The organism is Novosphingobium sp. CF614 (genome assembly GCF_900113255.1).
Lineage (GTDB): Bacteria > Pseudomonadota > Alphaproteobacteria > Sphingomonadales > Sphingomonadaceae > Novosphingobium.
Map to the genome: position 1 here is coordinate 1 of NZ_FOOR01000007.1, position 19,319 is coordinate 19,319.

Below are 19,319 nucleotides of genomic sequence, written 5' to 3' on the forward strand. Positions count from 1 at the left end.
GTCTTCGACACCTACGACGCCATCCTCGACGCCTGTTGCGACGCTTGGAACTGGCTCATCGCTCAACCAGAGCAAATCACTTCAATCGGGTCACGCAAATGGGCACAGGTCAATCAATGAAGCCGAGCGTATAACACCCCAAAAAAGACCGAGGATGCCGACCATCGGGTTCTGATCCGCTGGTCGATCCAGGAAGTCCGACGCATCGCCAACAAGCTGGCCATGCGCCAGATCCAGCCCGCACGTATCATCGCGTGGTCATGTTGGCGACGCGCTCACCAAGCCGCCGCAAGACGCGCTCATCTGAGGGTTAAAATGCAACTGTAATGCTAGGGCGGCTTTTGGGAGGAAGGATCTATGAGGAAGGCTCTATAAGCAATATGGCGAACGAGTTTGCGCCGTTACACGATCAATCTTCGCGCATGGCATGAGCGAGTTGATCAAACAGGGGTTTGAACAAATAGGACCAAACGGAGCGCCGGCTGGTCTCGAAGAAAATCTCCGCCGGCATGCCGTCGACCAGCGGCGCGGCAATAGCGTGGGCTAGCCGGCGGCGGTCGAAGCTGACATGGACGCGGAAATACGGCCGTCCGGTCAAGGCGTCTTGCCCTGGTTGCGCCGATACGAACACGACTTTCCCCGTCACATCCGGGGTGGTCTGGCGATTGAGCGAGGGGAAACTCACCCGCGCCGACTGGCCGATACGAATCTGATCGATGTCTCTGGGATTGACACGGCCCTCAATAACCAACTCTCCGGCATCAGGAACGATCTGCAGGATTGGCTGCCCCGGCGGGATCGCGCTGCCGATGGTCGTATAAGCCAGTTTGTCGATCACACCGGCCTGCGGCGCGCGCACCGCACTACGCTCGAAGGTCGATACGGCACTGGCGCGGCGAACCATCTGTTCGTTCGTCTGGGCGTTGACTTGCGCCAGTTCGGCCGCCGCGCCGGCGCGTACGTTGACTTCGACGCCGAGCATCTGTTCGCGCGTTTCCGCGATCTGCGCACGGACTTGCGCGATACTGGCCTGCAGCGCCGCGCGGTTCCCCTCGATCTCGACCGCCGCTCGCTCCAACTGGTTGAGCCGGCCGACCGTCACCAGCTTGCGCTCGTAAAGATTGCGAAGGCCGGCGAGCTCGGGCTCGATCAGTGCGGACTGCCGGCGATTGGCGGTGACCTGCGCCTCAAGGTTGCGAACTTGCGCCTCGCCCTGGGCAACCCGTTCGCGCAGCAGGGCGAGCGTGCTGTTGCGGCTGTTGAGGTTCAGGGCGAACTGCCTGCGTTCACGCTCGATCAGCGCGGTAACACCCTCGTCAGCGGAACCGGTAAGTTCAGGCGCGAAGCTGATCGCCAGGCGATTGTCCCGCTCCGCCTCCAGCCGTGCGCGCCGGGCGAGCAGTTCGTTCAGCCCCATCCCCGACCGGCTCGCATCGATCGCTGCGACGCTGGTGTCGAAGCGCATCAGGATCTGGCCGGAGCTTACACGATCGCCATCACGCACGTAGAGCCCGCTGAGCACGCCCCCGCTGGGGTGGATGATCGTCTTGACCCGCGACTGCACCGCAACCTGACCCACGCCGATCACCGCACCGCCGATCCGGGCGAACAGGCCGATCAGCAACAAACTGACCGCCAGTGCGCCGATCAGCAGCGCCGTCATTCGCACACGCTGCGCCAGCCGCTCGGCCGGGTCGCCGCGTACCCGTTCGAAACTGGATACCATAGCTTGCGCAGCGCTTATCACGCGTTTCCGCCCGGCACTACAGTAAGCGTACTCGTTGCGCTCGGCTGCGTGAGGCGGGTGACCATTTCGTCGCGAGCGCCGAAACCCTTGATCCGCCCCTCACCCATCACAAGCACATGGCTGACCGCCTGCAGCACGGACGTCCTGTGCGCGGCGACGATCACGATCGCGCCGCGCTGGCGGGCGTCAAGGATTGCCCGCGCCAGCGCGCGCTCACCATCGGGATCAAGATTGGCGTTGGGCTCGTCGAGCGCCAACAGAAACGGGTCGCCGTAAAGCGCGCGAGCAAGAGCGATGCGCTGACGCTGCCCGGCAGAGAGGTGCACGCCGTTCTCGCCTACCGACGTCGCATAACCTTGCGGGAACTGGAGGATCATATCATGAACACCTGCGGCCCGCGCCGCAGCGATCACCGTTTCGGAAGGAGCATCGGGGTCCATCCGTGCAATGTTTTCTGCGATTGTCCCACCGAGCAGTTCGACGCTCTGCGGCAGATAGCCGATCGCCGCGCCGATCACCGCGCGGTCCCACTGGTCAATCAAGGCTCCGTCCAACCGCACCGTCCCGCGCGCCGGCGGCCACACGCCGATGAGGCCGCGCAGCAGCGCCGATTTGCCCGCTGCACTCGGGCCGAGAATAGCTACGGCCTCGCCGGCGCTTGCGGCGAAGCTCGCCTCCATCACCACGATCCGTTCGCTGCCGGGTGGCATGAGGGTGAGGCCTTCGGCGGCTATGCGCTCGGTAGGGAGCGGCAGCACGACTGCGGGCGAAGCCTGTACCGGTGTCTCCGCAAGCATCCGGTTGAGCCGTGCCCAGCTCTCACGCGCGGCAACGAAGGGCCGCCACGCGGAGATCGCCTGATCGATCGGCGCCAGCGCGCGGCCTGCGATGATCGAGCTGGCAAAGATGATCCCGCCCGATGCCTTGCCATCGATCACCAGGATCGCGCCCACTGTCAGAACCGACGATTGCAGGAAAACGCGGAACACGCGGCTGACTGTTGAAAGCTGGGCGATCTTCTCGTTCAGCTCTCCTTGCATATCGAGGAACCGGACGTGAACTTGCGTCCATGCCTCGCCGATGCGCGCACCGATGCCGAGCCCTTCGATCAGCTCGGCGTGGCGCATCTGCCGATCCGCGGCGAGCCGCCTTGCATTGGCAGCCTGCGCCAACGCCTTAGCCCGGCCCTTGGTTACCCGCTCCGCACGCCAAGTCAGCAGCGCAAGCACGATGCCACCGGCCAGCGTTACAACGCCCAGCCAGATGTCGATCAGCGACAGTACTGCGAGATAGATGGCCACCCACGGCATGTCGATCAGCGCCGCGGGGCCGGTGCCCGTCGCGAAGGCGCGTATCTGGTCGAGATCGCGGATCGCACTCGCGCCGTGCTCCGGCTGGCGCAGCACACGCGCCATTTCTACCGCCTGCACCCGCGGTGTCATCACCCGGTCGAAGGCGGCGCCAATGTCCAGCAGCAGGTGCGCGCGCAGCGCTTCGAACAAGCCGGAGAAAAGGTATGCGATAGCAACGATGGCAAACAGCGTAAGAAGTGTCGCCAGTTGCTGCCCGGGCAGCACCCGGTCGTAGACCAGCATCAGGTAGATCGAGCTGCTGAGCGCAAGCACGTTGATCATCGCGCTCAGTGTCACCACTGCGCCGATGCCCGCGCGGAAGCGGCCAACGGCGCCTTGCAGTTCGGACGTCATGGTCCCGGCCGTGTAAAGCGGGAGTCAGCCGCCGCTATCCGGGCGCGACCCCCGCACGAAATCGGGAGGGTCGCCATCGCCCGGCAACCCAGGCCATGCGCGCTGAGCATAAGCAAGGTCAGTCCCCCTCTGCCAAGCGCTTTGCCGATCGTCATGGATCGCCAAAGCGTCCTTGCGCTTAACCGAAGTAAAAGTCGCTGCTCGTCAGATCAGCCTTGTTTACCCCTGTCATGACCATGGTCCAACCCGGCCCGAAGTTAAAGATGGTATTCCCGTTCACCGTGCTGGCGACGGCCATTACTTCGTCGAACGAATCATAGGCCGAGCCGAGATCGATGTAGACCTCGTCCTCAGTACCGCCCGTAACGAAATCTGCGATCCGTTCTTCGGCCGATGCCGGGCCGAAATAGAACATGTCGTCGCCAGCCCCGCCGACTAGCGTATCAGTGCCGCCTTCGCCGCTGATGAAGTCTCCGCCGCCGCCGCCTTCGATCCGGTTGTTGCCCGAATTGCCATAGAGGGCATCGCCGACCTCGCTGCCCCGGATATTCTCGAAATTGGAAATGACATCGCCGTAACCTTCGGCGCCCAGCGCGAGATTGTCAGCAAGAATGACCGTGACCCACTCGGTGGAACCGGCGAAGCTCAGTGTATCAACCCCGGCGCCGCCGTCCAGCGTATCGCCGCCGGCCCCGCCGTTGATCAGGTCGTTGCCGTTGCCGCCCAGAAGGGTATCTACGCCAACCCCGCCGATAAGCGAATTGTTCCCAGCGTTGCCCGTAAGGTGATCGCCAAAGGCACTGCCGATGACGCCCTCCACCCCGCTGAAGGTGTCACCCTCAGCGTCGCCACCGGAAGCGGCGCCGGTCAGCAGGTTTACCGTCACGCCTTCACCGGAGGTGCTGTAGGACGCCAGGTCCGTGCCCGTACCGCCGATCAGGGTGTCAGCGCCCACGCCGCCGATCAGGGTGTCGTTGCCACCCCTGCCGTCAAGGGTGTCGTTGCCGCGGCCGCCGATGAGAAGATTCGCTCCGTTGCTTCCCAGTAACGTGTCGCTGTGACTGCTGCCTTCGGCGTTGACGAAGCTCGACAGTGTATCGCCGGTGGCATCGCCGCCGGTGGCGGTTTGGGCCTGGAGGTCGACGGTTACGGCACGCCTGGAGCCGGCATAGCTCACGCCGTCGGCACCCGCGCCGCCGCGCAGGACGTCCGCCCCGGCACCGCCATTCAGCCAGTCGTCGCCGCCATCGCCGAACAGCGTGTCGTTGCCGCGACCGCCTTCCAGACGATTGTTAAAATCGTCTCCCGACAGCACATCGCCAAAGTCACTGCCTATCAGCCCCTCGATCGAACTGAAACTGTCGCCGATCGCCTCGCCCGCCGTGCCCCTGCCTGTGGCCAGATTGACCGAAACCGCTGCGTCTGCAGCGCCGTAGCTTGCCATGTCGAAGCCCAGGCCGCCGATCAGTTGATCGGCCCCGAGACCGCCGCCGAGGAAATCGTCGCCCATGCCCCCTTCCAGCACGTCGCTGCCGCCCCGACCACTCAGGTAATCGGTGTTGTAAGAGCCGGTCAGTGTATTGGCGCCATTGTTGCCGAAACCGCGAAAGACCGCCAGGTTACTGAGATTGACGAGATTTTCGACATTGAATCCCAGCTTGTAGGATTCCAGATCCCGAACTCCCACCGTGTCCGTACCTTCGCCGACGCGTTCGATCACCTTGTCGGTATTTGTCGACACTACGAAAAAGTCGTCGCCGATTCCACCTTCCATCCGATCGACACCAGGACCTCCATCAAGAAGGTCGTTGCCCGCGCCGCCATGCAAAGTGTCGTCGCCATAAGAGCCAAAAAGCTGGTCGTCCCCGCCAAGCCCGCTGAGCACATTGGCGTCGTCATTGCCGCTGATCTGGTTGTCCCGCTCATTGCCGGTCCCATTCAGGGCGCCGGGACCGTAGAGGCTGAGCCATTCGACATAGTCGCCGAGCGTATAGCTGACGAGGGAGAGCACGCCGTCATTGCCGCCGCCCAGGTTTTCCACTGCCGTATCGCCGGCATCATCAACGTAATACAAATCGTCGCCGGCGCCCCCGGTCATTGCGTCGATGCCACCTCCGCCGACCAGTACGTCAGCACCCTCGCCGCCATCGAGCGTGTCGTCACCGTCGCCGCTGTCGAGATAGTCGTTGCCGCCGAGGCCGGTCAGGACGTCGTTGCCCGAGCCCGAAATGATGATGTCGTCCTGGTTTAGGCCGGTGAGCGTCTTGTCTTCGACCGCATAGCCGGCATTGAGAATGTGCCAGCTCATCTGCGCGGATTCGCCGCTGAAGTTGTTGTACGCCGTAAAGTCCAGGGTGGCATCCGCATAGGAGTCGCCCGCAAAGCCTATGTTGATGTTCGCGAAGCCCGAATCCCAGCCATATCCGCTGCCATTCCCGTAATTGCCGGAGTTGGCGTCATAGTAGCTGAAATTCCAGTACGTTTCGTAGAACGATTCCCCCGTTTCCGGGTCGTTGTAGCCGGGAATGTAATAATCGACATTGATATCGAAAAGGCCGGAAGCCCTGTCCAATCCAATGCTGTAGGAGACTGATCCAGACATCTTCTCTCTCCACCCACTTGAGTCGATTTCATTGAAGAATACCTAGCACATAAATTGAAATGATCCAGTGTGCCATCCGCGCTTACGGACTGTGCATTTTTAAAATTATCCCCTCGTCACACATGTATTTTATTGCGCGTATATTGCCTTTTCCGCGTCCGGACCCCGACTGGTGAACAGATTCTATATCGACGGGTGTGTCACGGGAGATGTTCAATCTCGCCGCGGCGATCTTTCGCGATCTGTGGGACGAACAGGCGAACAGCGCCAAGGAGCGTAAGAAGGCGATGGCCAAGGAGGTCGCCGAAATCGACCGGACGGTTGCTCAGGTGGTGGACCGGCTCGAAGCTGCGGGCTGGCCTTGGCCGATGGATCACCTATTACAACACCCAGCGTCCGCACTCAGGACTGGCCGGGCGAACCCGGGTGGAGGCCTATCGGCGGATCGGGCAATCAGATCATGGGAGGCATGCCTCCCATGATCTGATGATCAAACAGGCGGCGTGAACGACAACCGGGATTAGCTTAACTCAGCCGCCAAACTGTCCAAGAAGGCGGGACCACCTCACGTCTGCCGTGAGGACGTAGGGATTGTCCTTGATTTCCAGTTGCGCAGCGATCACGTCGAGGGCCATCTGTGGAAATGGCCGAACACCGCCGTCCAATACCAGCGCTGCGCTTGTGCCTCAGCCGAGCGTCGACATCGGATGCATCGTCGGCAATATCGACGCCATGACGATAAACCGGAGGAAGAGAACGCATCATTCATCATATATGAAAGAAAGAAGCGATGCACCCAGAGAAGGAGAGGAGCGCATCGCTTCTTTCAAGCCACTTTTCTTATAGTTTAAGCGTGGCGGAAACGTAGTAGCTGCGGCCGACGAAGCTGCTTTCCTGCCAGATCGACGGATCGGTCTTGTAAGCCTCTTCACGGCTGTTGTTCAGGTTGATCACACCCGCGCTGAAGCTGAGGCGATCGTTGGGCGAGTAGCCGCCGCTGAGGTCGATCTGGGTGCGGGCGCGGACGGTGTGATCCTCGCGGGCGAAGAAGCTGTCGGCGTTGCTCTGGTCATATCCGCTACGATGGTTGATCGAGGCACGGATGTTGAAGTGCTCGTTCTCCCAGTAGGGCACCAGGTTCCAGGTGACCTTCGACAGGTTGCGGACCGTGTAGCCCGTGCCGATCGCCAATTTCTGCGGATAGACCCGGGTGAGGTTGGCCATGATGCCGAAGCCATCGACCGGCAGCAGGTCGTCGAAGTTCTGATTCCAGCTGACCTCGAAACCCTTGAGCTTGATCGTGCTCGGATCGTTCAGGTTCGCCGTGATGTCATAGATGGCTCCCGAGCTGTCGACGCAGTCGCCGGTCGAGTTCGTGGAGAGCGCGGTGCCCTGCCAGGAAGACGGGCAAACCAGAGTCGAATAAGTGCCGTTCTTGATCCACTTGTAGAACCCGGCGATCGTGATCGCGCTGCCACGGCCGTAATACCACTCGACGCCCAGGTCGAGCTGGTCGGCCGTGAGGGCCTTCAGGTTCGCCTGGCCGAGATTGATCGAGTAGGTATTCGTGCTCGAAGAGTACGACTGGGTCCGCGCCATCGGGGTGGTGGAGTCCATGATCGGACGGACCAGCACCTTGGCGGCGGCGAAGCGGACCTGCAGATTGTTGGCCGGTTCCAGCACCAGGTTCAGGCTGGGCAGGATGTTGCCGTAGTTCTGGCTGATGGTGTAGTCGCCGATGTCTGCTTGGACGTCGGTATAGCCATCAGTCCGCCCAGTGGTGACGTTGCCGTTCACCTTTTGCTTCGTGTGTTCATAGCGCACACCGATGTTGCCGCGTAGCGGCATGCCGCCGATCGTGGTGTCGATGTCGCCCATGAAGTAGCCCGACGCCATGTAACGGTTGACGCTGAAGCTGCCTTCCGGCGCGTAGATATCGGAGACCGTGAGCCCGGAGGCCTTCAGTCCGGCCGCCCAGGCCGAGATATCCGGGGCCACCCAGCTGTTCGGTATGGAGAACTCGCCGTTCATGAAGTTGGTGACGTTGATATTGGAGCTGGAAAGGGTCGGGAAGATGGTGGTCTGCGCCCCGGGGTAGGTGCCGTTGACCTTCAGTTGGTAAAGGTCGTGGCGGGTTACGTAACGGTTGAAGTTCTCGTCGCGGTACTTCGCGCCAAGGGTCAGCGTCTTGATCGGGCCGAGCGCCACTTCCTTGCTGATATCGACCTGACCCGACACCTCGCGCGAGGACATCAGGCGGGTTGCGCCGCTCGGATAGTCGTTGCGGTACAGGTTGGCCGGAGCATAGATCGACGGATCCGACAGGTTGGTGCTGCCGGTCGTGAAGATGATGTTATTGGGATCCGCGATGTTGATGTTCGCGGTCGGCACATAGATGCCCATAACCACGGCATCTTCCCTCCAGTAGGTATTGCCGCGGGTATAGTTGCCCACTCCTCGCACGGTCCAGCCATTGTCGCCGGTCCACTTCGCCGACAGGGTGTAACCCTGGCTGGTCAGCTTGCGATCTTCGTGCTGGCGGTTGTTTTCCAGCTGCAGGTTGTTTGCAGTTGTATCGACCGCGACGCCGTCCACCACCTCATTGGCGGTTACCGACGCAGTTCCTAGCGGAGTGCTGCCCGAGGTGTTGAAGAAGAAGACCTGCTGGTTGAGGTCGTATTCGGTCTTGTCGCGGGCCCAGATCCCCGTGGCCATGACCTCGAGGTTGTCAGTCGGCTGCCATTGCAGACCGCCGCTGGCCATCAACTGCTCGGTCGTGCGGTCGATGCGGCGATAGCGCAGGCGACGCGGGGTGAGGGTCGAACCGTTGATGTTGTTGGTCCACCAGCGGTCCATCCAGACGTAGTCCGCGCGGTCCTGCAGCTTCTGGTAGCCGACGTTCAGGTAAACCCCCAGCGTCCCGCCAGCCAACTGGTCGACATAGCTGCCGCTGATCTTGGGCGTGACCTTGCCGCCCGCGTATTCGGAATTCTGTCCCTTTACGGTCAGGACGATTTTGCGCTCGTTATAGTCCAACGGCTTGGTGGTCACGATATTCACCGTGCCGGAAAGGCCGCCCGCATCCATGTCGGCGGTCGGCGACTTGATGACCTCGATGGAACTCGCCAGCTCGGTCTGGATGATGTCGTAGCGAAAGCCGTCCGTGAAGTCGGCGGTCTTGAAGGTCTGGCCGTTGACCGTGGTCATCGCATACTGCGGCCCAAGGCCACGCACGCTGATCGTGGCGCCGCGCCCGTTGATGTTGGACATCTGGACGCCGGAGATGCGCTGGATGGCTTCGGTGATGTTCTGGCTGGGGAACTTTCCGAGATCTTCCGACGAAATGCCGTCCAGCACGCGAACGTCGTTGCGCTTCACCTGAAGGGCATTGTCGATCGATGCGCGGATGCCGGTAACGACGATCTCGCCGCCCGGCTCTTCCGGCGTCGCCTGGGCATCTGCCGATTGTGCGTAGGCCGACGTAGAAATCGCCAGCGCCGCGGTGCAGCCGGTCGCCATCAGCGCGATTCGACGCAAGCGAGCGCTCCGCATGCGGGTATCATGTGCAATTTTCATATTAACCCTCCCATTAATCCCCGAAAGACGGCTGGCGCCTTTATGGTCTTACCAATTTTATAGACAGATTTTTGATGGTTGGTCAAGATATGTTCATCAGCATGTGTGCCGTGAAAATTCCGGGCCTCATCAGCAAAGAGCGTAGGGCCTTCAGGCCGCGCCGAAGTCCGGGCCGATGGAATTGCGCTTGTCTGACAGCACGATCCAAAGAACGGCCATGCCGATCAGGTCCAAGCCCGCCAGCGCCACGAAAAGTGGGTTGTAGCCGTAGACATCGGCGCTCTTGCCGATAAGCAGCGTGAACAGCATCCCGCCGATCCACGCCATCGTTCCCGCCATTCCACTGGCGGTTCCCACGGTGCGGCTGGAGAAGATGTCCGAACACAAGGTAATCAGCGCACCGTTGAGCATCTGGTGTGCAAATCCGCCCACGCAGAACAGCGCGATGGCAACTCCGGGCGATCCGGACAGGCCAATGCAGGCCGGACCGATCATGCAGAGCGCGCCGACCGACATGGTGATCTTGCGCGAAGCGAGCATGCCTGTTCCCCTGCGCATCAGCCATGACGGCAGCAGGCCAGCGACGAGCGAACCCAGATCCGCCGCAACGAAGGGCATCCAGCCCCATAACGCCACGCTCTTGAGATCGAGGTTCCAGACCGCGACGAGGTAGAGCGGGATGAAGAAGTTGAACGTCTGCCAGGCCGGTTCGGCGAAAAACCTGGGAATGGCGATCGCCCAGAAGCCGCGCGACTTCAGCACCTCCATCCGGGTCGAGGGACGGCCGGCTTGCTCATCCCCCGCCTGCCCTGCGGAGATCAGGGCATGCTCCTCCACGCCAAGCCGTCCGTGACGGTCCGGGGTGTCGTATCCGAACCACCACAGCAGGGCCCAGCACAGACTGAGCGCGCCCGTGAACAGGAAGGCCGATTGCCAACCCCACGTCAGGATGCAGAACACGACCAGCGGCGGCGCGACGACGGCGCCTACGCTCGTGCCCATCTGGAACGCGGAGGTCGCCAGCGATCGCTCGCGCGCGGGAAACCATTCCGATACGGCCTTCGTTCCAGCCGGAATCGCCGCAGCCTCGGTCGCGCCGAGCAGGCCGCGGAATATCGCGAGCCCCTGCCAGCTGGAGGCGAGGCCATGCGCCATGTTGGCGAGCGCCCAGCCTACCGCGAAAAGGAAGAAACCAAGGCGCGTGCCCAGCAGATCAAGCACCGCTCCCGCCACGGTCTGCATCACCGTGTAGGCAAGCTGGAAGGCCATGACGACGTAGCTGTACTGCTCGGTCGACATGCCGAACTTTTCCGTGAGCGTGGGCGCGGCAACCGAAAGCGTCGAGCGGGCCAGATAGTTCAGGATCGTGCCCAGCGTGACCAGGCCGATGATCCACCATCGCAAATGGCGGATGCGCGCTTTTCCATTCCCGCTCAAATCGTGCTCCCCCAAGGCTCGCGGACCGGGGCACTCGCCAAGCGATCGCAAATTGGTCTTACCATTTGGCAGGACACATGGATGATGTCAAATCCGCTGGTGGAACCCTCAGCCGATGCGCTTCTTGGCGTAGGTGTCGAAGATCACGGCCAGAACTATGATCACGCCGATCACGATCTGTTGGTAGTACGCATTGACCCCCATCATGACGAGACCGTTCGAGAGCACGCCAATCAGAAGCGCCCCGATCAAGGTGCCGCCGATGCCACCCACGCCACCGGCCAGACTGGCTCCGCCGATGACGACGGACGCAATGACGCGCAGCTCGTAACCGACGCCGCCCACTGCTTCGGCGGAATTGAGCCGCGCCATCAGCAGAAAGCCTGCAAACCCCGAAAGACATCCCACGATCACGTAGACACTGGTTTCCAGTCGCTTGATGTCGAGGCCACTCAGGCGCGCGGCCTCGGCATTACCACCGACGGCGTAGATCTGGCGGCCAAACCGGGTATACCGTTGCACGACGTATCCGACGAATGCCACCAATGCGAACACCGCCACCGGAACCGGCACGCCGAGGATGGCGCCGGTGCCCCACCAGCGCACCCCTTCACTGAAACCGCTGATCGGTCCGCCGTCGTTGACCAGCAGCGTGGCGCCCCGCCACACGGTCATGCCGCCCAGCGTGGTGATGAAGGCCGGGACATTGAACCAGGTCGTAACCTTGCCATGGACAAAGCCGACCAGCGTTCCAACAAGGACCGCGATGCAAAGGCCGAGCAGCCAATCGGGGCCGAAAGCCCAGCCCGAGAGGTTCATCGCCCAGGCCGCGCAGATCGACGCGAGAGCCAGGGTCGATCCCACCGCCAAGTCGACGCCGGCAGTGATGATGACGAAGGTCATTCCCACCGCGATGACTCCGTAGATAGAGACGTCCGCCAGAATGTTGCCGATGTTGCGCAGTGAAAGGAAATGCGGGTTCTGGGACAGGAAAAACAGGCACATGAGGACCAGGAAAACCCCGGTCCCATAGCGATTGAGGAACTCGATCGTCGACGACCTGCGCGGTGCAAGCTCTTGCGTGGCGGGCTCCTGAACTCTGGCGTCCATCGTTTTTATCCCTGTCTGCATGGTTCAGGCCGCAACTGGCGGGCGGTCCTGCCCGACCGTCATAAGCCGCATCAATGTTTCCTCGTCGGCACCGTCTCCCGGAACCACGTCCATGATCCGCCCTTCACGGAACACTGCGATCCGGTCGCTGACAGCCATGACCTCCGACAGTTCGGAGGATATGACGATCACCCCCACTCCATTGGCGGCCATGTCCGCCAGCACCTGATGCACTTCGGCCTTGGCGCCGATGTCGATGCCGCGCGTGGGTTCGTCCACGATCAGAACACGCGGCGCCAGCGCCATGCAGCGGGCCAGCAGCACTTTCTGCTGGTTGCCGCCGGAAAGCTTGCCGATCGGGGTCGACTGGCTAGGCATGCGAATACTCAGCGCCTTGCGATAATGCTCCACCAGCGCCTTCTCCGCTGCGTCGTCGACAAAGATCTTCCAACGGGCGAGTGCCGGCAGGTTGGGCAGAACCATGTTCTGGCGAACGGAATGGTTCAGGAAGCATCCTTGTTGCTTGCGATCCTCCGGCACCAGCGCGATTCCTTTGCGTAACGCTTCGCCGGGAGAACGCAGCGGCCGCATTTCGCCGCCGCCCAGCCACAATACGCCGTCGTCGCAACGGTCCGCACCGAACACGATCCGCGCCAGTTCGGTCCGTCCGGCTCCGACCAGGCCTGCGAAGCCGAGTATCTCGCCCGCGTGAACTTCGATCGAAAGGTCCCTCAGTTCGGTCGCATGCGGATCGCGGCTGCTGCGCGCCCTGTTGATGTCCTCCACCTTCAGGACGACCCGGTCCGTTGCAGTGCTGACGGGACGGCGGATGAACTCCACGTCACGCCCGACCATCAGCCGGATGAGATCGGGAATGCCGTGCTCCGCCACAAGGCCATCCGCAACGAAGCAGCCGTCGCGAAGGACCGTGAAGCGGTCGCATACTTCCATCACCTCGATCAGCCGATGCGTCACATAGATGATCGAAACGCCCCTGGCCCGGAGATCGGCGACGATCCGGTGCAGCACCCGCACTTCGCGGTCGGACAGGGCCGCCGTGGGCTCGTCCATGATAATCAGCCGCGCCTGAAAGGTCACGGCGCGAGCAATTTCCACCATCTGCTGTTCAGCTACTGAAAGCGAGCGGACCCTGGCCCTGGGATCGAGCCTGAGCCCAAGATCCGAAAGGACTGCTCGGGTATCGTCAAACAGCCTGCGCCAGTCGATCAACCCGAAGCGCCGGGGCTCGCGGCCGAGATAGATGTTCTCGGCCACGGACATCTCGGGCAGTAGGTTGAATTCCTGATAGATGGTAACGATGCCGAGCTGCTGACGCTTGAGCGGCGTGTCGAAAGGAGAAAGGACGGTGCCGTCGAACAGGATGCTGCCGCCATCCGCCGCTTGCGCGCCAGCAAGTATCTTCAGGAGCGTGGACTTGCCCGCACCATTCTCGCCCAGCAGCGCATGGACCTCTCCCTTGCGCACCCGCAGGTTCGCCCCGCCGAGGGCACGAACGCCGGGAAACGACTTTTCGATGCCTTCAGCATCGAGCAGCGATCGCTCCGTCATCTTCATCCTCTCGTTGCGGCCGTCTCTATCCGGCTCGGGTCTTGTCTGTGTCAGCGCCCCATCAGCCAGTCGTGCGCGGGATCGTTATGGAATATCCATTGCCGCCGGGGCCCCGCCATCACGTTGAGGTAATAGAGGTCGTAACCATGCGGCGCCCCCACCGGATGATAGCCGCGCGGAACCAGGACGACGTCGCCATCCTCGACATGGACCGTCTCGTCGATGCTGCGATCATCGGTATAGACGCGTTGGAAGGCGAAGCCCTGCGGGGGATCTAGCCTGTGGTAATAGGTTTCCTCCAGCATGGTCATGGCATCGCCGGCATCTTCGTCATGCCGGTGGGGGGGATAGCTGGACCAGTGCCCTCCCGGAGTGATGACCTCGGTGATTAGCAGGCTTTCCGCGAGTTCCGTTTCCGGCAGGATGTTCCGTACCCGGCGCTGGTTGGTTCCCTTGCCGCGTACCTCGACGCTCATCCGGTCCGACGGGATCGAACGGACTTCGCCTGCCCCACCGGCCGGAGCGGAGCAGATGGCAATTTCGCATTCGTCCAGCGCGATCACGGTGCACGGAAGGCCCGCCGGAACGTAGACGGCGCCTGGCGCGCTGTCGTCGAATACGCTCTGGCGTCCACCCAGAGCGGCAAATTCATGCCCATCGGCGCCCACGTCCGCGCGGCCGGTCAGGACCATCACGCAAAGCTCGCGCCCCGGCTGGACGAACTCGACCCGCCTGCCGGGAGCAAGCCGCCTGACCTCGAAACCGACATAAGCCCACCCCGCGCTCTGCGGTGTGATATCGATCATGCGCCCTTCGGCATCGGGTGCCCGGGGGCGTACGAGCAGCCGGGACATCATGCGCTCTCCCTTGCGAATCCTGCCAAGGCGGCTTCGCGCTTGAGCGTGGCGAGCCCCAGCGTGGCGTATTCCTTCGGGTCTGCCACGGCCGGATCCTGCTCCGCCTCGATCACGACCCAACCTGAATAGTCGATAGCCTTGAGCGCGCGCATGACGGCACCGAAGCTGATCGAGCCGTCTCCCGGCACCGTGAACATGCCCGCGAGCACGCCGTCGAGGAAACTTTCGCCGCCAGCCATGACAGCCTTGTGCACCGTGCGGCGAATATCCTTGGCGTGCACGTGGCTCACGCGCCCAGGATAGCGGTTTATCAATTCGACCGGATCATTTCCACCGAGCACGGCATGCCCGGTATCAATCACGAATCCCGCCGCCTCACCGGTCGCCGCCACGAAAGCCTCGATATCCGCGGGCTTCTCGACGCAGGTGCCGAGATGGTAGTGATAGGCGAAGCGCATTCCACGCGCCTGCACATATTCCGCGATCCTGGTCATCCTCTCGCCGAAGCGCGCCCATTCCCCTTCAGGCACACGCGGCTGCTCGCGCAAGGGATGGCTGCGATTGCCGTGCACGGCGTTGGAGCATTCCGCCGCGATGAAGACGTCGCACCCCATGGCCTCGATCAGGGCTAGATGGTCCTGCATCGCCGCGATTTCGGCATCGGCATCCCGGGCGAGCAGATGCGTGGAATACCAGCCGCCGATCAGCGAGAGCCCATATCCGCCGAGCAAAGGCCCGAGTTCCTCCGCGCGGCGAGGGAATTTTCCGCCAAGTTCAACCCCTTCGAAACCAATGTCGCGACAATCCCCGAACAGCTTCTCGAGCGGTGTATCGCCGCCCAGTTCAGGCATATCGTCATTCATCCAGGCGATCGGGCTGACGCCCCAGCGAATTTTCACGATTTTTCTCCGAGTTCCCGACGTGCGACGTGACGTTCATATTCCCGCCGCGCCATTGCGACCTTGTCCGATGCCGAGACTTCGGGAACGGCCACGTCCCACCAGGCACCGCCGGCATCTGTCACGGTCATCGCGTCCGTCTCGATCACAAAGACGTTTACGCCGCGACCACGCGCGGCCAGCCCTACTTCGAGTTCCTCGATCCCGGCGACCTTGCGCGCCTGTCCTCCCAGACTCGCCGCATGGGCGGCGAAATCCACGGAAGGCATGACTTCATGCCGGGTATCACGCCACAGGTTGTTGAACGGCTCACCACCGCAAGCCTGCTGCAGCCGATTGATGCACCCGAAGCCGCAGTTGTCGAGCACCACGACCGTCAGGTCGAGCCCCATGGCAACGGCCGTGGCGATTTCTGAGTTCGCCATCAGGTAGCTCCCGTCACCCACCATGACGACGACGTCCCGTTGCGGTTCGGCCAGCTTGGCGCCGATGCCGCCGGCAATCTCGTAGCCCATGCACGAAAAGCCGTATTCGACGTGGTAGCCGCCCGGCGTACGCGTGCGCCAGTTCTTGTGCAGTTCGCCCGGAAGGCCGCCGGCAGCGCAGACGACTACCGCGTCGTCCGCCACGTTGCGCCACACGGCGCCGATCACTTGCGCATCCGATGGCAGAGCCTCCCGATCCCCTGGGGCCGCCGTCGCGGCGTCGCAGGCGACATCCCATTCCTGCTTCAATGCGGAAACGTCCGATGCGGCGCGCCACTCGGTCAGCGTATTCAACTCGTCCAGCACTAGCCGCGCGTCACCGACAACGCCCAGAGCGCTATGCTTTGCCGCATCGAAGGGCTGCACATTGACCTGAACGAGCCGGCACCTGCCGCCGTCGACCAGGGCTCTTGAGCCGGTGGTGAAATCCTGCAGGCGCGTCCCCATCCCGATGATGAGATCGGCTGTCTCGATTGCGCGGTTTGCGGCCGAGGTTCCAGTAACCCCCACGGCACCCAGCGCGAACGGGTGATCCCAAGCAAGGCTGCCCTTGCCCGCCTGCGTCTCCACCACCGGAATTCCCGCCTTTTCCGCGAAACCTGCCAGTTGCCTTTCCGCCCCGGAATAGAGCACGCCGCCGCCGGCCACGATTATCGGAGAGCGTGCGTCCCGCAGGGCCGCGACCAGCCCATCCATTTCCTCACGATCCGGTGCCGGACGGCGGATGCGCCAGACCTTCCGTTTGAAGAACTGCTCCGGCCACTCGCAAGCCTCTGCCTGCACGTCCTGGCAGAACGAGATCGTCGCCGGACCACACAGCGCGGGGTCGATGAGCACGGCCATGGCACGTGGCAACGATACCAAAAGCTGTTCGGGTCGGGTTATCCGATCGAAAAAGCGCGAAACGGGCCGAAAGCAATCGTTGGCGCTGACGGTCGCGTCCTCGAAATCCTCGATCTGCTGGAGGACAGGGTCCGGCCTGCGGCTGGCGAAGACATCGCCTGGCACAAGAAGCACCGGCAGACGGTTCACATGTGCCAGTGCCGCGGCCGTGACCATGTTGAGCGCGCCCGGACCGATCGAAGTGGTGCAGACCATCGCCCGGCAGCGGCGGGATTGCTTGGCGAAGGCGATGGCGGAATGCACCATCGTCTGTTCGTTATGTGCGCGCCAGGTGGGTAGACTGTCCCCCATTCCATGCAACGCCTCCCCCAGTCCGGCGACATTGCCGTGGCCGAAGATCGCCCACACGCCGGCGAAGAACGGCAGATCGCCCTCCGGCGCGGAAACGTATTGTGCCGCAAGCCACCGTGTCATGGCCTGCGCGGCCGTCAGGCGCACCATGTTCACGCCGCGCTCTCCCTTGCGACTGCCTTGCGCGCCTCACGCCATCCCCGAACGAGAATGCCGAAGCGTTCGACCAGCATGTCCAGCGCCTGCGCGTCGTCGATTTCGCCTGCAAGCCACTTGCGCGCCGCCTCGGCCCAGATCGTGCGTCCCACCGCAAAGCCTTTCACCACCGGAACATCGCGCACGGCGGCGAAAGAGCGGAGAAGAACCTCGTCCGGAGCCGCCAGGCCCAGGATTACCACGCCGCGGCACCGGGGGTCATGCTTCAGGATGGCATCCTGGATGTTCGCCCAGGTCTCCACGTCGCTCGCAGGTTCAAGCTTCCACCAGTCCGGACGGACGCCAAGGTCGTAGTACCGTTCTATCATGCGCGACACTGTGTCGGGCGCGCTTTCCATGCCTTGGGGAACGATCACTTCCAGCAGCAGTTCGTGCCGCGTCTTGCGGCAGGCGTCATAGAGGCGCGCGACCTGCCGCTCCTGCCGCTCGCGCAGGATCACCTCATCATCGGGGTGCGCGAAGACGAGGCATTTGGCCACGTGGTTGTAGGGCCATTCGCAAAGCTCCGTGGCCACGTCCGCCGAGGATTCGAATTCCAGCGGCCGCGATCCGGGTAGTTCGATGGGGCGGCCGATCCAGTATGGAAAGTCTGCCGCGCGCTCCAACCCGCGCATGCCGAAGCGTCCGTCGAGCAAAACCCCGAAGGCCGGATCGCCCTGCGCCAGCCGGTCCACCGCATCGAGTGCCAGCGCCTTGAAGGCGGGTATGCGGCCTTCATCGGCGCCAAGCTCGCGCGCCATGTCTACGAGCTGCGAACGGTGGTCCAGCGCCAACACCATGAGTTCGGGCAAGTCCGGATAACGGGTCGTGGCCCAGTGGAGATGCTCCAGGGCCACGTCCTCACGCAGGCGGTAGGGGCGATCCTCCGCATCGAGGAACTGCTGGAGTTCCTCCCAGGTGGGCATGGCCGGTGCGCAGCCATGGCGCGAGACCACGATCGCGCCGCAAGCATTGGCCCAGGTACAACAGGTCTCGATCTGCTCGCCCGCCAGCCAGCCGCGCAGGAACCCGGCCATGAAGCTGTCGCCCGCACCAAGGACGTTGAACACCTCGATATTGAATCCCGCCCCGGCAATGCCTTCGTCAAGGCTGTCCGGGATCGCTCCGTCGAAGCAGATGCAGCCAAGCGCTCCGCGCTTCAGGACTATGAGCGCATCCGAACCGGCGCGTATCGTGCGCAGGGCCGTCAGGGTATCGGTCGAGCCGCCGAGGATGTGAACTTCCTCCTCGGTTCCAACGATCAGGTCGCACAGGCCGAGGAATTCCTGCAAGCGCGCGGAAACGGCCGCATCGGCGACGAACCGGTCCTCTCCGTTGTCGCGCGAGGTCAGGCCCCAGAGGACCGGACGATAGTCGATGTCGAAGACGACCTTTGCGCCGCCGGCCCGCGCCATTTCGCAGGCCTTGCGGCATGCCGCCGCAGTCGTCGGGCTGGAAATGTGGGTGCCGTTGAACAACACCGCGCGGGTATCCGCGATCAGCCCGGGTTCGATGTCGTCCACGCCCAGGGCCATGTCGGCGCAGTTCTCGCGGTAGAAGACGAGCGGAAAATCGACCTGGTTCCGGATGCCGAGAATGGCCAGCGCGGTAAGGCGTTCCGCGTCCGTGGCAACGCCGCGAACATCCACGCCCTCCCGCTCGAGCTGCTCACGGATGAAACGGCCGAAGTGATCGTTCCCGACTCGCGTGATGAGCCCCGGCCGCATGCCGAGCCGTGCGACGCCGACCGCCGTGTTGGTGGGGCTGCCGCCGACGTACTTGGCGAAGGACTGCATGTCCTCCAGCCGTCCGCCGATCTGCTCGCCGTACAAGTCCACGCTCGACCGTCCGATCGTGACGATATCGAGCGCTCCCACCTCGGCCATTTCCTTGCTCCCAACACCATTCAGAATTCTATTTTCAATCTGACTCGATATTGGAA

Annotated in this window: 12 protein-coding genes; 1 reads left to right on the forward strand and 11 read right to left on the reverse strand. The window is 62.7% G+C overall.

The features are described from left to right. Nucleotides 1–409 precede the first annotated feature (409 nt). From BM052_RS09680 to BM052_RS09690, 3 genes are all read right to left on the reverse strand, one after another. A complete protein-coding gene (locus BM052_RS09680; protein ID WP_177198416.1) occupies nt 410–1,663 on the reverse strand; it encodes an HlyD family type I secretion periplasmic adaptor subunit in 1,254 nt (417 codons plus the stop codon). Between the two features lie 80 nt (nt 1,664–1,743). After that, nucleotides 1,744–3,453, reverse strand: coding sequence for a type I secretion system permease/ATPase (locus tag BM052_RS09685; RefSeq protein WP_091146100.1), 1,710 nt, complete (start codon nt 3,451–3,453; stop codon nt 1,744–1,746). Nucleotides 3,454–3,631: 178 nt separating this feature from the next. Then, nucleotides 3,632–6,055, reverse strand: a complete 2,424-nt coding sequence (locus BM052_RS09690) for a calcium-binding protein (protein WP_091146102.1) — start codon at nt 6,053–6,055, stop codon at nt 3,632–3,634. A gap of 195 nt (nt 6,056–6,250) precedes the next feature. On the opposite strand from BM052_RS09690, the gene BM052_RS20415 reads away from it, so the two are divergent. Next, nucleotides 6,251–6,562 carry an integrase core domain-containing protein gene (locus tag BM052_RS20415; protein WP_369821521.1) on the forward strand — a complete coding sequence of 104 codons (312 nt, stop codon included), beginning with the start codon at nt 6,251–6,253 and terminating at the stop codon, nt 6,560–6,562. Nucleotides 6,563–6,895: 333 nt separating this feature from the next. Here the strand turns inward: BM052_RS20415 and BM052_RS09700 are convergent, their stop codons facing one another. The 8 genes from BM052_RS09700 to iolC all read right to left on the reverse strand — a co-directional run bounded on the left by BM052_RS09700 (nt 6,896) and on the right by iolC (nt 19,263). Continuing rightward, entirely contained in the window at nt 6,896–9,574 is a 2,679-nt protein-coding gene (locus BM052_RS09700; RefSeq protein ID WP_255406059.1) for a TonB-dependent receptor, read from the reverse strand. A gap of 207 nt (nt 9,575–9,781) precedes the next feature. Then, a complete protein-coding gene (locus BM052_RS09705) occupies nt 9,782–11,068 on the reverse strand; it encodes an MFS transporter (protein WP_255406060.1) in 1,287 nt (428 codons plus the stop codon). A 108-nt stretch (nt 11,069–11,176) separates the two neighbouring features. After that, nucleotides 11,177–12,178 carry an ABC transporter permease gene (locus tag BM052_RS09710; protein WP_091146112.1) on the reverse strand — a complete coding sequence of 334 codons (1,002 nt, stop codon included), beginning with the start codon at nt 12,176–12,178 and terminating at the stop codon, nt 11,177–11,179. 24 nt (nt 12,179–12,202) lie between these two features. Beyond that, nucleotides 12,203–13,747 carry a sugar ABC transporter ATP-binding protein gene (locus tag BM052_RS09715; protein ID WP_091146114.1) on the reverse strand — a complete coding sequence of 515 codons (1,545 nt, stop codon included), beginning with the start codon at nt 13,745–13,747 and terminating at the stop codon, nt 12,203–12,205. Nucleotides 13,748–13,797: 50 nt separating this feature from the next. Then, nucleotides 13,798–14,601, reverse strand: coding sequence for a 5-deoxy-glucuronate isomerase (gene iolB / locus BM052_RS09720; protein ID WP_091146116.1), 804 nt, complete (start codon nt 14,599–14,601; stop codon nt 13,798–13,800). Beyond that, a complete protein-coding gene (iolE, locus tag BM052_RS09725; protein ID WP_091146118.1) occupies nt 14,601–15,503 on the reverse strand; it encodes a myo-inosose-2 dehydratase in 903 nt (300 codons plus the stop codon). Before iolE ends, iolB begins: the two co-directional genes overlap by 1 nt. After that, nucleotides 15,500–17,332 (reverse strand): 3D-(3,5/4)-trihydroxycyclohexane-1,2-dione acylhydrolase (decyclizing), encoded by a 1,833-nt coding sequence (iolD, locus tag BM052_RS09730; RefSeq protein WP_255406077.1) that lies wholly within the window; start codon nt 17,330–17,332, stop codon nt 15,500–15,502. Before iolD ends, iolE begins: the two co-directional genes overlap by 4 nt. A gap of 2 nt (nt 17,333–17,334) precedes the next feature. Continuing rightward, complete coding sequence (gene iolC / locus BM052_RS09735; protein WP_091146123.1) at nt 17,335–19,263, reverse strand: bifunctional 5-dehydro-2-deoxygluconokinase/5-dehydro-2-deoxyphosphogluconate aldolase; 1,929 nt, start codon at nt 19,261–19,263, stop codon at nt 17,335–17,337. Nucleotides 19,264–19,319 lie beyond the last annotated feature (56 nt).

Coding starts and splice junctions, on each gene's coding strand:
- BM052_RS09680 (WP_177198416.1), bottom strand. CDS start 1,663: ATGACGGCGCTGCTGATCGGCGCACTGGCGGTCAGTTTGTTGCTGATC.
- BM052_RS09685 (WP_091146100.1), bottom strand. CDS start 3,453: ATGACGTCCGAACTGCAAGGCGCCGTTGGCCGCTTCCGCGCGGGCATC.
- BM052_RS09690 (WP_091146102.1), bottom strand. CDS start 6,055: ATGTCTGGATCAGTCTCCTACAGCATTGGATTGGACAGGGCTTCCGGC.
- BM052_RS09700 (WP_255406059.1), bottom strand. CDS start 9,574: ATGGCGACCGGCTGCACCGCGGCGCTGGCGATTTCTACGTCGGCCTAC.
- BM052_RS09710 (WP_091146112.1), bottom strand. CDS start 12,178: ATGGACGCCAGAGTTCAGGAGCCCGCCACGCAAGAGCTTGCACCGCGC.
- BM052_RS09715 (WP_091146114.1), bottom strand. CDS start 13,747: ATGACGGAGCGATCGCTGCTCGATGCTGAAGGCATCGAAAAGTCGTTT.
- iolB (WP_091146116.1), bottom strand. CDS start 14,601: ATGTCCCGGCTGCTCGTACGCCCCCGGGCACCCGATGCCGAAGGGCGC.
- iolD (WP_255406077.1), bottom strand. CDS start 17,332: ATGGTGCGCCTGACGGCCGCGCAGGCCATGACACGGTGGCTTGCGGCA.
- iolC (WP_091146123.1), bottom strand. CDS start 19,263: ATGGCCGAGGTGGGAGCGCTCGATATCGTCACGATCGGACGGTCGAGC.